Source organism: Bacteroides sp. MSK.20.82 (genome assembly GCF_019052485.1).
In the GTDB taxonomy this organism is placed as follows: domain Bacteria; phylum Bacteroidota; class Bacteroidia; order Bacteroidales; family Bacteroidaceae; genus Bacteroides; species Bacteroides thetaiotaomicron.
Map to the genome: position 1 here is coordinate 326,713 of NZ_JAHQUN010000001.1, position 15,229 is coordinate 341,941.

General features: G+C 45.5%; 9 protein-coding genes and 2 tRNA genes. 6 read left to right on the forward strand and 5 right to left on the reverse strand.

Annotated elements, in window-relative coordinates; genetic code table 11:
• The first annotated feature begins 4 nt into the window (after nucleotides 1–4).
• The 3 genes from KTR07_RS01405 (at nucleotide 5) to KTR07_RS01415 (ending at nucleotide 1,468) form a co-directional block, all read left to right on the forward strand.
• Nucleotides 5–89 (forward strand) — tRNA-Ser (locus KTR07_RS01405).
• A gap of 109 nt (nucleotides 90–198) precedes the next feature.
• Nucleotides 199–286, forward strand: a tRNA-Ser gene (locus KTR07_RS01410).
• A gap of 174 nt (nucleotides 287–460) precedes the next feature.
• The gene (locus KTR07_RS01415; protein WP_048692699.1) at nucleotides 461–1,468 is read left to right on the forward strand and encodes a beta-ketoacyl-ACP synthase III; all 1,008 of its coding nucleotides are present in this window, start codon (nucleotides 461–463) and stop codon (nucleotides 1,466–1,468) included.
• Nucleotides 1,469–1,518: 50 nt separating this feature from the next.
• Here KTR07_RS01415 and nuoE read toward each other — a convergent pair whose 3' ends face one another.
• The 3 genes from nuoE to nuoF are packed head-to-tail and all read right to left on the reverse strand — an operon-like array spanning nucleotide 1,519 to nucleotide 5,699.
• Nucleotides 1,519–1,995 (reverse strand): NADH-quinone oxidoreductase subunit NuoE, encoded by a 477-nt coding sequence (nuoE, locus tag KTR07_RS01420; RefSeq protein ID WP_048692703.1) that lies wholly within the window; start codon nucleotides 1,993–1,995, stop codon nucleotides 1,519–1,521.
• An 18-nt stretch (nucleotides 1,996–2,013) separates the two neighbouring features.
• Entirely contained in the window at nucleotides 2,014–3,780 is a 1,767-nt protein-coding gene (locus KTR07_RS01425; RefSeq protein WP_022470149.1) for an NADH-dependent [FeFe] hydrogenase, group A6, read from the reverse strand.
• An 11-nt stretch (nucleotides 3,781–3,791) separates the two neighbouring features.
• A complete protein-coding gene (gene nuoF / locus KTR07_RS01430; protein ID WP_113748630.1) occupies nucleotides 3,792–5,699 on the reverse strand; it encodes an NADH-quinone oxidoreductase subunit NuoF in 1,908 nt (635 codons plus the stop codon).
• A gap of 581 nt (nucleotides 5,700–6,280) precedes the next feature.
• Here nuoF and KTR07_RS01435 point away from each other — a divergent pair.
• The 3 genes from KTR07_RS01435 to KTR07_RS01445 all read left to right on the forward strand — a co-directional run bounded on the left by KTR07_RS01435 (nucleotide 6,281) and on the right by KTR07_RS01445 (nucleotide 13,057).
• Nucleotides 6,281–9,037, forward strand: coding sequence for a heparinase II/III family protein (locus KTR07_RS01435; RefSeq protein WP_048692704.1), 2,757 nt, complete (start codon nucleotides 6,281–6,283; stop codon nucleotides 9,035–9,037).
• A gap of 144 nt (nucleotides 9,038–9,181) precedes the next feature.
• Nucleotides 9,182–12,475, forward strand: coding sequence for an alginate lyase family protein (locus KTR07_RS28690; protein ID WP_080979771.1), 3,294 nt, complete (start codon nucleotides 9,182–9,184; stop codon nucleotides 12,473–12,475).
• Between the two features lie 210 nt (nucleotides 12,476–12,685).
• On the forward strand, nucleotides 12,686–13,057 hold the full coding sequence (locus KTR07_RS01445) for a hypothetical protein (RefSeq protein WP_008766743.1): 372 nt from the start codon (nucleotides 12,686–12,688) through the stop codon (nucleotides 13,055–13,057).
• A 105-nt stretch (nucleotides 13,058–13,162) separates the two neighbouring features.
• Here KTR07_RS01445 and uxuA read toward each other — a convergent pair whose 3' ends face one another.
• Nucleotides 13,163–14,350 (reverse strand): mannonate dehydratase, encoded by a 1,188-nt coding sequence (gene uxuA / locus KTR07_RS01450; RefSeq protein WP_080974017.1) that lies wholly within the window; start codon nucleotides 14,348–14,350, stop codon nucleotides 13,163–13,165.
• A 12-nt stretch (nucleotides 14,351–14,362) separates the two neighbouring features.
• A complete protein-coding gene (locus tag KTR07_RS01455; RefSeq protein ID WP_072067324.1) occupies nucleotides 14,363–15,178 on the reverse strand; it encodes an SDR family oxidoreductase in 816 nt (271 codons plus the stop codon).
• Nucleotides 15,179–15,229: the final 51 nt, after the last annotated feature.

Here is a 15,229-nt window from a genome sequence, read left to right on the forward strand (position 1 = left end):
TTTTGGAGAGGTGGCAGAGTGGTCGATTGCGGCGGTCTTGAAAACCGTTGTACCGCGAGGTACCCGGGGTTCGAATCCCTGTCTCTCCGCTGAAAAGCAGCTTTTGGGCTGCTTTTTTGTTTTTATGGAGGGCGACGCCTCCGATGTTGTGAAACGAAAACGGGAGCGTTTTCTTAGTGTTTATTGAGTTTTTTGAAAGGAGAGATGCTCGAGTGGTTGAAGAGGCACGCCTGGAAAGCGTGTATACGCCAAAAGTGTATCGCGGGTTCGAATCCCGCTCTCTCCGCTGAATCTGAAATTTAGTCAAAACTTCTCGTTCTTTAGCCAAAAGTTCTTTTCATAGGTCAAAGTGTCTGGTATTTCTAGTACTCTTCTCTTGTATATCATTCTCTTTTCTGTATATTTGCGCCCGATATTTTTTTTGAGATATCACATTTTTGTAATTCTGAAAATAGACTTGATGGATAAAATAAATGCGGTAATTACTGGGGTCGGGGGATATGTGCCCGATTATGTGCTGACTAATGATGAAATTTCTAAAATGGTGGATACCACCGACGAATGGATCATGGGGCGTATCGGCATAAAAGAACGACATATCTTGAATGAAGAGGGGCTTGGAACTTCGTATATGGCCCGTAAGGCCGCCAAGCAGTTGATGCAACGCACAAAGAGTCGTCCCGATGATATCGATCTGGTCATTGTCGCCACTACTACTTCGGATTACCGTTTTCCTTCAACGGCATCTATCTTGTGCGAAAGGCTGGGGCTGAAGAATGCTTTCGCTTTCGATATGCAGGCGGTTTGCAGCGGTTTCCTGTATGCGATGGAAACGGGAGCGAATTTTATCCGTTCGGGGAAATATAAAAAGATTATTATTGTAGGTGCTGATAAGATGTCATCCGTAATCGATTATACGGACCGTGCCACTTGCCCTATCTTTGGCGACGGTGCGGCCGCTTTTATGCTGGAACCGACTACGGAAGAGGTCGGCATCATGGATTCGGTGTTGAGAACGGATGGTAAAGGGCTGCCTTTTCTGCATATAAAAGCGGGAGGTTCCGTATGTCCTCCTTCCTATTATTCATTGGATCATCATCTGCATTATATTTATCAGGAAGGCCGCACGGTGTTCAAGTATGCCGTAGCGAATATGTCGGATTCCTGTGAAGCTATTATCGCCAGAAACCACTTGACTAAGGAGGATATTGATTGGGTGATTCCCCACCAGGCTAACCAGCGTATCATTACCGCTGTGGCGCAACGGTTGGAAGTACCGTCCGAGAAAGTGATGGTCAACATCGAACGTTATGGCAATACCAGTGCCGGCACGCTTCCGCTTTGCATCTGGGATTTTGAGAAGAAACTGAAGAAAGGCGATAATCTGATATTTACCGCATTCGGTGCAGGATTTGCCTGGGGAGCGGTTTATGTGAAGTGGGGATATGACCCCAAAGAGGATGCGTGACATATCGGGTACCCGATACGTCACATCCTCTTTTGAAGGGTAGGAGAGACTTATTCCAGTTCCTCGATAATCTTCTTTACATCCACCGGTTGCAGTCGTCCGTACACCTTTTCGCCGATCATCACTACCGGAGCCAGTCCGCAGGCGCCTACGCAGCGCAGGCAATCCAGCGAATACTTTCCGTCGGGGGTGGTTTCTCCGACTTCGATGCCGAGTACCCGCTTGAACTCTTCCAGCAACTTCTCCGAACCACGTACGTAGCACGCCGTGCCCATGCAGACGGAAATCGGATGCTTTCCTTTGGGAGTCATTGTAAAGAAGGTGTAGAATGTCACAACTCCGTAGACTTTCGACACGGGGATTCTGAGTTTGGAGGCTATGATCCGTTGCATCTCTTCGGGCAGATAGCCGTGCAGATGTTGCGCTTCATGCAAAATATTGATTAATTCGCCCGTATTGTTCCCGTGTTTGTCGCAAATCGTCTTGACTTGTTCCACCACATCGCAGGCTAGCTTGATATCTGACATAATAGTACTTGTTTAAAGTTAATCAATCGATTTGTTGAAATAATGCGTGTGCAAGAGCATTTCCGATTTCTCACCCAGCGGTTTGCCGAGATATTCTTCATACAGTTTCTGAATATAGGGGTTGTCGTGAGATTTGCGCAGAGGTTTGTTGGCATCTTCCCGGTAAAGGGCGTTGGCACGGGCGTAGAGAACGTCCGAGTTGCCGTGATGCAAGGGTTGCCCGCCACCTCCGATGCAGCCGCCGGGGCATGCCATGATTTCGATGACATGATATTCATTATGTCCGTTTCGTATATCTTCCAGTAAGTGCCTTGCGTTGCCTAGTCCGTGTGCGATGCCTACTTTCAGTTCAAATCCGTTCAGGTTGATGGTGGCGCGCCGGACACCGCTCAGTCCGCGTACCTGTTCAAAGTTGACATTCTTCAGCGGCTGTCCGGTGTAGATTTCATAAACGGAGCGCAGGGCGGCTTCCATGACACCACCCGTCGTACCGAAGATGACACCGGCGCCGGTCGATTCTCCCATAGGGTTGTCGAACGGGCTGTCCAGCACGAGGGTAAAGCCGATGTTGGCTCGCTTTATCAGGCGTGCCAGTTCGCGGGTGGAGATGGAGTAATCGACATCGGGGACGCCGTTTACTTTGAACTCGTCGCGGTCACATTCATATTTCTTGGCCAGGCAGGGCATGATGGAGACGACTACCAGCTTTTCGCGGGGGATTCCCATTTTCTCTGCCCAGTAAGACTTGGCGATGGAGCCGAACATCTGTTGCGGAGAACGGGCGGTAGAAGGGATATCCAGCATGTCCGGGAAGTGGTGTTCGAAGAAGTTTACCCAAGCCGGACAGCAGGAAGTCAGGATCGGAAGCCGGACGGATTTATCTCCGTCCAGATAGCGTGTCAGTCGGTTCAGGATTTCGGAACCTTCTTCCATGATGGTGAGGTCGGCGGCAAAGTCGGTATCGAATACGTAGTCAAAACCCAGTTCGCGGAGGGCGTAAACCATTTTTCCGGTTACCAGTGTGCCGGGAGGCAAGCCGAATTCTTCTCCCAGGGCGGCACGTACGGCGGGGGCAGTCTGGACAATTACGATCTTATCGGGGTCGGCCAAATCGTCCAGAAGGCGGTTGGTGTAATCCCGTTCGGTCAGTGCGCCTACCGGGCATACGGCTACGCATTGACCGCAGTAGGTACATTCGCTGTCCTTCATCATTCTGTCGAAGGCAGGGGCTATCGTTGTGTTGAATCCGCGGCGGATGGCTCCCAGTGCGCCGACTGTCTGTACATCGTTGCAGACACTTTCGCATCGGCGGCAGAAGATGCACTTGTCCATGTTGCGCACAATGGAGGAGGTCACTTCCCGTTTGCGGGGAGAAAGTTCGCCGCCGTTGAACGGCATTTCACGGATGTTGAAGCGCAGTGCCAGTGTCTGGAGTTCACAGTTGCCGCATTTGGGACAGGTGAGGCAGTCGTTGGGATGATCGGACAGGATCAGTTCAGCTACCACTTTCCGGGCGTTCATCACACGCAGGGTGCTGGTTTTCACCACCATCCCTTCCGTGCAACGGGTAGCGCAGGCGGGAGCCAGATTGCGGCGTCCTGCCACTTCGACTACACAGATGCGGCAGGAAGCGGGATTGTTCTTGATGCAGGTTCCTTTCAGGTCGATGTGACACAGCGTAGGTATGTTGATGCCGATTTTGCAGGCGGCTTCGAGGATCGTGCTTCCTTCGGGTACGGTGATAAAGTGACCGTCTATCTGGAGGGTAATTTGTTTTTCTTCCATAGCAGTAGATTTTAGCAGACAAGAATAGCTTTGAATTTACAGCGTGCCATGCACATGCCACACTTGATACATTTCTCGGGGTTGATGACATGAGGCTTGCGTACCAAGCCGCTGATGGCATCCGCCGGACAATTCTTGGCACATAGGTGGCAACCGATACAAAGTTCCGGATTAATGGTATAGGTCAGCAGGGACTTGCATTGTTTGGCGCGGCAGGTCTTGTCTCTGACGTGTTCCAGATATTCGTCACGGAAGTTGTCGAGGGTAGACAGTACCGGATTCGGGGACGTCTGTCCCAGTCCGCAGAGTGCCGTATCCTTTATCACCCGTCCGAGGGTGGCAAGCGTGTCCAGGTCTTTTTCCGTGCCCCGTCCTTCCGTTATCTTGTTCAGCAGTTCCAGCAGGCGCTTGTTGCCAATACGGCATGGGGTACATTTACCGCAGGATTCTTCGACGGTAAAGTCGAGATAGAAACGGGCGACGGATACCATACAGTCATCTTCGTCCATCACGATCATGCCTCCCGATCCCATCATGGAACCGGCTGCCAGCAGGTTGTCGAAGTCGATGGGAGTATCCAGATGTTTCTCCGTCAGACAGCCTCCCGACGGGCCGCCTGTCTGTACGGCTTTGAATTTCTTTCCTCCCTTGATGCCTCCGCCGATTTCGTAGATTACTTCTCGCAGGGTAGTTCCCATCGGTACTTCGATCAGTCCGACATTGTTGATCTTTCCGGCAAGAGCGAAGACTTTGGTTCCTTTGGAGCGCTCCGTTCCGATGGAGGCGAACCATTCGGCGCCTTTGGTCAGGATAATGGGAATATTGGCGAGGGTTTCCACATTGTTCACATTGGTCGGTTTGCCCAGATAACCGGATTCGGCGGGGAAAGGAGGTTTCAGGGTCGGCTCTCCCCGTTTTCCTTCCATCGAGTGGATGAGGGCGGTTTCCTCGCCGCAGACGAACGCGCCTGCTCCGTAACGGATCTCTATGTCGAAGCTGAAATCTGTCCCCAGGATGTGGTCCCCCAGTAATCCGAATGCACGGGCTTGCTCAATCGCTTTTTTGAGCCGGTTGATGGCCAGCGGATATTCGGCGCGGATGTAGACCAGTCCTTTGGAGGAACCGATGGAGTAACCGCAGATGCACATCGCTTCTACAATAGAGTGCGGGTCGCCTTCCATGATGGAGCGGTCCATGAAGGCGCCGGGGTCGCCTTCGTCGGCGTTGCAGACAACGTACTTTACGTTCGATACCTGCTTACTGGCAAATTCCCATTTCAAGCCGGTGGGGAAACCGCCACCGCCACGTCCCCGCAGTCCGGAGCGTTTGATGATGTCGATGACGTCGGCAGGCTGTTTGTTGAGAAGGCAGTCGGCCAGTGCGAAGTATCCTTCACGGGCGATGTATTCTTCTATATTTTCGGAGTCGATGAATCCGCAGTTGCGCAAGGCGATGCGGAGTTGTTTCCGGTAGAAGTCCATGTGTTTGGAGTCACTGACAGTTTGTTCGGTCTTCGGGTCTATGTAGAGCAGCCGTTCGATTCTTCGTCCTCCGATGATGTGTTCGTTGATGATTTCCTCCGCATCTTCGGGAGTGACTTGGGTATAGAACGTATTGTCAGGAATGATCTTTACGATGGGACCCTTTTCGCAGAAGCCGAAGCAGCCTACTGTGATGACGTCTACTTTGTCGGTTATCCCGTTTCTTTCAATGGCTTTTTGAAGATTTTCAGTGATGCCCTGACTGGAAGAGGCTTTACAACCGGTACCTCCGCAAATAAGAATCTGGAGGTGTGCTGTTCCGGACGCCAGCCCGCAACATTTTTCGGAAACCTTTTCATTACTTTCTTCGCGCAATGAAAGATGGTGCTCCGCTCTCTTCCTGATTATTTGCAAATCATGGATAGATAGTATTTTCATAAGTATCAGAATTGTTAGATTTCTGCAAATATAATTCTTTGTTCGGAATTAACGCTTTGTTTAGAGAAAATAAATATTCTTCTTTGGTGCCGGCTTGCAGAAGTATGGTATGAAATCTTTATTTTTAACACTTTTAATAGACGGTGTTAACTATAATAGTAGCATAAAAAAATTATCTTCGCATCGAAAAAGGGCGGATACCCATATGAATCCAACGATAGTTGGGGAGATTCGCAAGAACATTGTGGAGTGACTTATGGGGACCTGCCGGTATTGTATCTGAATGGGGAAATGCTCCTTGTATGAAGTATATATAGCTTGATGGCAAGGATGTACAGCAAGAGTTCCGGCGGGGACGGGGAAACGTAAGTTGCCTCCCTGATACAAAGGGAAAAAAGGGGATTGTGATAGCCTGTAAGTGGTATGCTTGCAGGCTATCTTTTTTGAGTATACTTGAATGTCCGGAGTATGAAGGCAGTCCGTACCGGTGAAAATAAAAACGGGTTTTCTGATACCAGTTAGGTAAATAATTCCTTATTTTCGTATTAAATACGTAGCAAACGTAAATAAGAAATGGAAGTATGAGACGAATTTTGTTAGGATTGTGTGTGCTTTTTTTCCTGAATGCGCACGGGCAGGAGATTCCGTTGCCGGAGAAGATGCCGCAGGATCATCCGAGAGTGCTGACTACCCCGGAAGGAAAAAAAGAAACATGGAAGTTGATCAAGAAGGAAGCATGGGCACAAGATGTCTTTAACAAGTTGAAAGAACGGACGGAAGTATATACGCGACGTACGGAAAGTCAGCCGGACTGGTTATTATCCCGTTTGGCCATGTACTGGAAGTCGCATGCAACGGAAGTGTACGTGAAAGGTGAGGTGTTCGACCATGCCGGAGGCGCGAAGGCACCTGCCCCGACAGTTCGCTATACCGGAACACGAGGGACGGCCGCTACGCACGGTCGACCTAAACTGGAAGATGTAGTACCTTATGACGATAGTGCGGAAGGAAACGTGACTTTCTGCAACAATGCCTTGGAAGGCCGTCCGCAGGAAAGTGTGCATCCGTCCAAGACCGGGCGCAATATTGAGAGTCTGAACTGTGAGATTCTGGGAATTGCCCGTGACGCCGCTTTCCTCTATTGGATGACGGGAGAAGAAAAGTATGCCCGGCTGGCTGCCGGTGTTTTCGATACTTATATGACGGGAATCTATTACAGAAATGTTCCTGTTGACCTGAATCACGGGCATCAGCAGACACTGGTGGGGCTGACTTCTTTTGAAGTGATCCATGAGGATGCTTTGCATATCGTTGTCCCTTTGTATGACTTTCTCTATCATTATCTGCAATCCAACTATCCGGATAAGATGATGATTTATGCCGGCGCATTGAAGAAATGGGCGGATAATATTATCACCAACGGAGTCCCTCATAACAACTGGGATTTATTGCAGGCACGATATATCATGAACGTGGGACTGGTGCTGGAAGATAATGAAGAGTATGCGGACGGGAAAGGACGCGAATACTATATTGACTACGTAATGAACCGTTCGAGCATCCGCCAGTGGAGTCTGACCAAGTTGGCCGATTACGGCTTTGACTCCGAAACGGGAATATGGGCGGAATGTCCGGGATACAGCAGTGTAGTTATCAATGACTACGCGAACTTCACCCATCAGTTTGACCATAATCTGCAGTATGACTTGGTAAAGGCAATGCCTGTGCTGGCAAAAGCCGTAGCGGCCACTCCGCAGTATCTTTTTCCGAACCGGATGATCTGTGGTTTCGGAGATACGCATCCAAGTTACTTAAGTACGAACTTCTTTATCCGGATGATACAGAATGCGCAGGCAAACGGAAAGAAAGAGCAGGAACGTTACTTCACCGCTTTGCTGAAATGTCTGAATCCGGAGGAAGGCAGCGAAAAAAGTGGCAAGAAGAATGTACGGGCCTCTGTCAACTCCTTCTTTGAGGACAAGCCGTTGGTGCTGGACCCGAAGGTGAAGGCGGGGAAAATTGAGGATTATGTATCTCCTCTGTTCTATGCCCCCAACGTATCGTGGCTGGTACAGCGCAACGGAATGCATCCGCACAACAGTCTGATGATTTCTCTCAATGCAAGTGAAGGCAATCATATGCACGCGAATGGCATTTCGATGGAGCTTTATGGAAAAGGATATGTGCTGGGACCGGATGCGGGTATCGGACTTTTTCTGTATAGCGGTCTGGACTATGCGGAATATTACTCTCAATTCCCCAGTCATAATACGGTTTGTGTAGATGGCATTTCCAGTTATCCGGTGATGAAAAGTAATCATTCTTTCGATTTGCTTTCCTGTTTTCCGGCTTCGGCGGAACCGGGTAAAGGATTTACTTCCGTCACCTATAGTCAGGTAGCTTTCCGTGAGCCGGAGAGCAGGGCGGATCAGACTCGACTGATGGGCATTGTTACTACCGGTCCGGAGACAGGGTATTATGTGGATGTATTCCGCAGCCGGAAAGAACGGGGAGGCGATAAAATGCACGATTATTTCTACCATAATCTAGGTCAGACAATGACACTAACGGCTGCCGACGGCACGGACTTGAATTTGCAGCCTACCGAAGAACTTGCTTTTGCAGGTGCCCATCTTTATGCTTATTCCTACTTATATGATAAGAAAGTGGCTACCACCGGTCAGGATGTGAAAGTGACTTTTACCATCGATATGAAGGATAAAGGCGGAGATGATATTTCCATGAATCTCTGGATGAAAGGAGAACCGGAACGGGAAGTGTTCACCGCACTGTCACCGATGACCGAAGGATTGAGCCGGACTCCCCATATGCCTTATAATATAAAGGAGCAGCCTACGCTCACCTTCGTTGCCCGGCAGCATGGAGAAGCATGGAACCGTCCTTTTGTTGCTGTTTATGAACCAAGTACGCAGAAAGAGCCTTCGGCTATTCAATCTGTCTCTTACTTCGATGCGGAAGAGCCCGGTTTGAAAGACTTTGCCGGTATCTGTGTGGAAAGTAAAAACGGGCGTACTGACCATATTTTCTCTTTGACGGATTCGTCGCAGACCGCAACCTATCAGGGAATGAAAGTGAAAGCGGACTATGCCGTAATCAGTAACGAATATGCGGGAAACCGGACGCTGTTTATAGGGAACGGAACGCAACTGATTGCATCCAGTATCAGTATCCAGACTTCGGAGGCTGCTAATGTGCTGCTCGAAAAGAAGCAGGGAAAATGGTATATTCTTTCTTCTGCCCCCTGTAAGATAGTGATTGACGGAAAAGCGGTGCAATCTGGAATAACCACCGAATTGACGTTGTTGGCTGTACAATAAGAATCATTGTTAGATGAATAAACATATCATTGTTTTAATTGAACGATTGTTGTTTTGCGAGTTTTCATAAATATCTTTGATAGAGAATAGGTGAATCGTCTTTATTGTTCGTAATACTATAAAAGAATTTTATTCGGTAATATCATGAAGAAATATTGGTTCTTATTATTAGCTGCATTATTAGGTGGTGCAACTTGTATCTTTGCTAAAGACACGCTTGCAACCTGGAAGGCTCCCGCAGGAGTTGCTTTAAATAGTGATTTTACGGTTAAGGTCCGTTTGCAAGATGGAGTCTGGCATACCTTATCTTCTTATCTGATTAAGGTGGATGAGGTAAGAGATACACGACATTATGTAGAAAATGCTTCGATGGCAATTTTTGATTTTACAGGAAAAGTGGAAGTAGCCGTAACCTATAATTTGGGAGAAGTACAGACGGCAAAAGTCCGTCCTCTCTCGTATGATATCCCATTTCAGATCGATGGTAATACAGTAACTTTTACATTAGAGCATCCTCGAAATTTGTCAGTAGAAGTAAATGGGGATATTTTTCATAATCTTCACTTATTTACAGGATCTCCGGAAAGAACGATTCCGGACAAAGATAATCCGGAAGTAATTTACTTTGGTCCTGGAATACATACAGTAAAAAATGGGGAATTGAGAGTGCCATCTGGTAAGACTGTGTATCTGGCAGGAGGAGCTGTTTTAATGGGGCGTGTCCTAATCGAAAACGTACATGATGTAAAATTGCTAGGAAGAGGAATTATCGATTATTCTATAAAAGGAGGTATTCGTATTGCGAATTCCCGAGATGTCTATGTAGAAGGAATTGTTGCTACTCAATGTGCGACAGGAGGGTCGGAAAATGTTACTATCCGTAATGTCAAAAGTATTAGTTATTATGGGTGGGGAGATGGCATGAATGTTTTTGCGAGCAATAACGTATTATTTGATGGTGTCTTCTGCCGTAACTCAGATGATTGTACAACTGTTTATGGCACTCGTTTGGGATTTGAAGGAGGTTGTCGGAATATAACAATGCAGAATTCCACTCTTTGGGCAGATGTAGCCCATCCTATTTTTATTGGAATTCATGGTAATTCTAAAGCTCCCGAAGTTTTGGAAGATCTGAATTATATTAATATTGATATATTGGATCATAGAGAGAAACAAGTCGATTATCAAGGATGTATGGCTATTAATGCAGGTGATAACAATTTAATACGCAATGTTCATTTTGAGGACATCCGTGTTGAGAATTTCCGTCAGGGGCAACTTGTCAATTTACGTATCTTTTATAATGAAAAATACTGTACTGCTCCCGGAAGAGGAATTGAGAACGTATTGTTTAAGAATATATCCTATACCGGAGAGAATGCGGAACTTTCTATTATTGAAGGATATGATGAAAAACGTAAGGTAAAGAACATACGTTTTGAAAATTTGAAAATAAATGGAAAATTGATTGATGATAATATGCCGGACAAACCTCGGTGGTATAAGACTTCAGATATGGCACGCATATATGTAGGACCTCATGTGGAAAATATTGTTTTTACAAGTGATGTAGCTCAGTCACAACGTCGTTTTGTTCATCCGGGTATTACTTATACGCAAGGTGACCTCGATCGTATGAAAGCAATGGTAGAGGCCAGACAAGAACCTTATTATTCTACCTTTTTGAAATTGAAGGAGTCTTCTTATTCATCACTTGATGCACCTGTGGTGAATCGTGGAGAGCAAATAAAGGAAGGGCGATTTAATGCTACAATCGGGGTGGATGGGCGTCGTGCTCATGATTTAGCTCTTCTTTGGCACTTGACAGGAGAAGAAGCCTATGCACGTAAGGCTGTAGAATATTTGAATGCAAATTCTTATTATACTAATACTAGTAGCCGTGGTACAGGACCGTTGGATAATGGGAAAATTTATTTGTTGATTGATGCGGCTGAAATGATGAGAGATTATTCTGGATGGACACGGCAAGATCAGCAACGTTTCAAAGATATGCTGGTTTATCCGGGGTATAGTAATACGGAAAATTATTCTGCTAAATATGCTAATTATCTGGATGATACAAAAAATGGAGTAACTTTTTATTGGAATATCTATAATTTTGATGCAGCGCGTTTCGGTAATCAAGGATTGTTTGCAGCACGCAGTATGATGGCAATGGCTATCTATCTTGATAATGAGATAATGTATGACCGTGCTTATCGCTATTTACTGGGAATGAAACATCGTAAAGATGATTTGCCATATCCTTCAGGACCGGCTATTTCCAGCGATCAACCCATTCATGTTTCTCCTACTATGATTGATTATAAATTGTTACAACGGAAGAATGATATTCAGGATTATGGTTATGACGAACAGCTTCAATATTATATTTATCCTAATGGTCAGTGTCAGGAATCTAGTCGTGATCAGGGACATGTATTAGCCGGGTTGCACAATTATGTTGCTATTGCAGAAATGGCATGGAATCAGGGGGATTCTTTATATAGTAGTTTGGACAATCGTTTATTGCTCGGGCTAGAATGGAGTTATCGTTATAACCTGTCAAGTATTCAATCTTACAAAAAACAGGAAACACCTTGGGAGCCAACAGGATTAACAAAGGATATGAATGAAGTCACATTTGATAACGGGAAATATCTCCAGATAAAAAGTCGTAGCGGACGTTGGGAGTCTGTGAATATCTCCTCTCATGGACGGGGAGATGTTGCCGGGACAGGAGGAACCAGAGAAATGGCATTGGCACATTATGCGGTGCGTAGTGGATTACCGGCTGAAAAATATACCTGGTTACAGCGTTATCGTGATTATATGATAGAACGTTATGGATGTGAGAATTGGGGAGTAGCCCCGAATTGGTTTTATGAGTGGACTGGTTGGGGGACTTTAACTAAGCGACTGACCCCTTGGATGGCAGGTGATCCGGTTACTTTTTCTACAGGTAAGCGAGTTTCCGGTTTGCATCAATTGCCCAGTACAATTTTGGCTGCTGATTATGATTATTATTGTATATCAGAAAATCCTGAAGGGCATACCTATCATAATATAGGGACAGTACGTGGAAATGAGTATCGTCCGGATGGAGCAGTTGAATTACAGAAAATAGATAATAAATACGTAGTGGTTCAGGTAGAAGACGGCGAGTGGATGAATTATACTGTTAATATCCCTAAAAGTGGAGCTTACGCTGTTTATCTTACTTATTCGGCAAATTCCTCTTCACATGTAGCAATGGCCTCTGATCAGGGATTAGAAATCTCGTCTTCGATCCCTTCTTCTAAAAAGTGGAAAGAAACAAAACTTGGCGAACTTTCACTTTCGGCTGGTGCCTGTGTATTGCGTTTACGTGTTGACAAGGCCGGACAAAAGTTATGTCTCAGTGCTTTCCGATTGGAAAAAGTAGAAAGGGATAGATAAAGTGGTGATATGATATAAGTATGTGTGAAGCATTTTTAGGGAGTAATTAACGTATTACTCAAGTAATTTGTAGGAAAATATAGAAAAAGAACAGAAAAATGATCATTATGATATTATAAATTACTATTTTTGTGCACTCTGTTACAGGATGATATTCTGATCCTGATAATTGAACCGTTGAGCATGTTTTATATTATAAATGATAGATATATGAAATTATTAATTTTTATTTCGTTATTTGGAGGCTTATTGTTAGCCTCTTGTGGTAGCAGTAGTTCACAAAAAAATGCAAGTACACAAGAAGTAAATCCGGCAGACACTATTTATTTAGGTGATTTACGTGAAAAATTTGAAGGAGATAGTATTTTCTTTAAGGTGGTTGCTCCTGACTTGATGCTGATGGATTACCAGTACTTCTGGGCGGCTACAGAGTCTGAAGCTGTGGAGAAAGGACTGACTAAAGAATATTATAAGCGTGTTAAGAAAGAAATTTCAGAAACCAATGAAGCAATTAAAAAAGGTGTAATGAAAGGTGCGGATGTAAAACGTATACCGGATTTCCAAGAAGGACAAAAGAAATAAATCGTTTCAAAGAGAATTTGATTATTGCTATGATAGATAAAAAGAAGGGAGATGTTAAATATGACTTCTCCCTTCTTTTTTGCATCAATGTCTGGTGAAAGAGAATCATAATTTCATCTGACGTTTTATTTCATCATCCACTACCGTCATCATACCCTCTACTTGCGCCAGTGCCAGCATACGTCCATAAAAAGAATAGCCTGGATTATACCCCTTGTCTTCATCTCCCAGCATCATTCTCCCGTGATCAATGCGCATAGGTAATCCCGGATTTTCTTTCTCAAAGATTCGGATAAGGTCAATGATATGTCCTCTTCCTGCCAGGTGAGAACTTTCAATGAAGTTTCCACCCGGCATGGCGGCTGTGCTGCGTAGGTGTATAAAGTGCGTACGTTTAGCAAACTTCTTAGCCAATTCGCGGGTATCATTGTGTTCGCCGGCACTCAAGGAACCTGCACAGAATGTCAGTCCGTTGTGCGGATTGTCTACTGCATTCAGGAACCAGGCTATATCTTCTTCATTGGTGACGATACGAGGAAGACCAAGAACCTGGAATGGAGGATCGTCGGGATGCACGCACATATTCACTCCGTATTCTTCGCAAACCGGCATAATGGCAGAAAGAAAGTGACACATATTTTCTCGCAGGATGTCACGGTTAATATCTTTGTACAAAGTTAACAACCGTTTGAAAAGGACGACCGGTTCTTTGTCTCCTTCTTTGATGTTCCCATTGACAAATCCTTGTGTCTTAACGATAATGGTATCAATCAGATCATCCTTCTCTTTTTCGGTGATCACTTGATCCAGTTCGGAAACTTTATGAAGTTCTTCTTCCGTATAATCCTTTTCAGCCCCTTCCCGTTCCAGTATCTTCATGTCGAAATAGGCGAAACGGATACGGTCATAATACAATGAGCTAGTACCGTCAGGGCAGAGGTACTGCAAGTCTGTACGTATCCAGTCGATGACTGGCATAAAGTTATAGCAAACAGTTTTTATTCCACATTTACCTAGATTGGTAAGGCTTACTTTGTAGTTCTCTATCAACTGTTCACGTTCTGACCCACCATATTTGATCGCTTCGCATACGGGCAAACTTTCTACTACAGACCAGCGCAGTCCGTATGATTCTATATAGGATTTCAGATCATTAATCGCTTCTATTGTCCATATTTCTCCGTTCGGTATGTCGTGCAAAGCTGTAACAATCCCTTCCACACCTATTTGCCGGAGCATTGGCAAGGTAATCTTGTCTTTCTTGCCAAACCATCTCCATGTTTTTTCCATCATAGTTTCTTCTCTTTATACGCCGCTGAATGCACTGAATCCACCGTCGATAGGCAACATTGCACCGGTTACAAAACTGGCAGCTTCGCTACACAAAAATTGTACGGCACCGTTCAATTCTTTAATATCACCAAAACGGTTCATCGGTGTCTTGGCTAAAACCTTTTTGCTTCTGTCAGTCAGCGAGCCATCCGGATTGATAAGTACGCGACGGTTCTGATCGCCGATAAAGAAACCGGGAGCAATGGCATTTACACGGATGCCGTCACCATATTTCAGAGCCATCTCACTGGCAAGCCATTGTGTAAAGTTAGCTACAGCTGTTTTTGCAGCCGAATACCCCGGCACACGGGTGATGGCACTATAAGCAGCCATAGAAGACACATTGATAATGCAACCTTTTTTCTGCTCTGCCATCACTTTACCAAAGATCATAGACGGATAGACTGTACCGTTCATATTCAGACTGGTCACTTTCTCCCAACAGGAAATGTCCATATCATAGAAGTTCTGATCCGATTCAAGAGTGGCTCCCGGCATGTTGCCTCCGGCAATATTCAACAGAATATCAATCTGTCCCCATTGGGCAACAATCTCTTCCGCTACTTTTTCCAGACTGGCGATGTCCAGCACGTCTCCAATAATACCGATAATATCCTGACCATATTGTTTAAGTTCTGCTACACGGTTGTCCAGTTGTTCCTGACGGATGTCGATAGCTACAACTTTTGCTCCCTGCTGTACAAAGTGCTGGGCGATATTTCCTCCCAACACACCACCTGCTCCGGTAATTACAGCTACCTTACCGGCAATACTAAATAATTCGTTCATGGTTTTATTTATTATTTATATGAATTGATGCAAAAGTAGCTGCTTTTTGAA

Bases quoted from the DNA above. Each gene is read 5' to 3' on its own strand.
- KTR07_RS01415 (WP_048692699.1), top strand. From the start codon at position 461: ATGGATAAAATAAATGCGGTAATTACTGGGGTCGGGGGATATGTGCCC.
- nuoE (WP_048692703.1), bottom strand. From the start codon at position 1,995: ATGTCAGATATCAAGCTAGCCTGCGATGTGGTGGAACAAGTCAAGACG.
- KTR07_RS01425 (WP_022470149.1), bottom strand. From the start codon at position 3,780: ATGGAAGAAAAACAAATTACCCTCCAGATAGACGGTCACTTTATCACC.
- nuoF (WP_113748630.1), bottom strand. From the start codon at position 5,699: ATGAAAATACTATCTATCCATGATTTGCAAATAATCAGGAAGAGAGCG.
- KTR07_RS01435 (WP_048692704.1), top strand. From the start codon at position 6,281: ATGAGACGAATTTTGTTAGGATTGTGTGTGCTTTTTTTCCTGAATGCG.
- KTR07_RS28690 (WP_080979771.1), top strand. From the start codon at position 9,182: ATGAAGAAATATTGGTTCTTATTATTAGCTGCATTATTAGGTGGTGCA.
- KTR07_RS01445 (WP_008766743.1), top strand. From the start codon at position 12,686: ATGAAATTATTAATTTTTATTTCGTTATTTGGAGGCTTATTGTTAGCC.
- uxuA (WP_080974017.1), bottom strand. From the start codon at position 14,350: ATGATGGAAAAAACATGGAGATGGTTTGGCAAGAAAGACAAGATTACC.
- KTR07_RS01455 (WP_072067324.1), bottom strand. From the start codon at position 15,178: ATGAACGAATTATTTAGTATTGCCGGTAAGGTAGCTGTAATTACCGGA.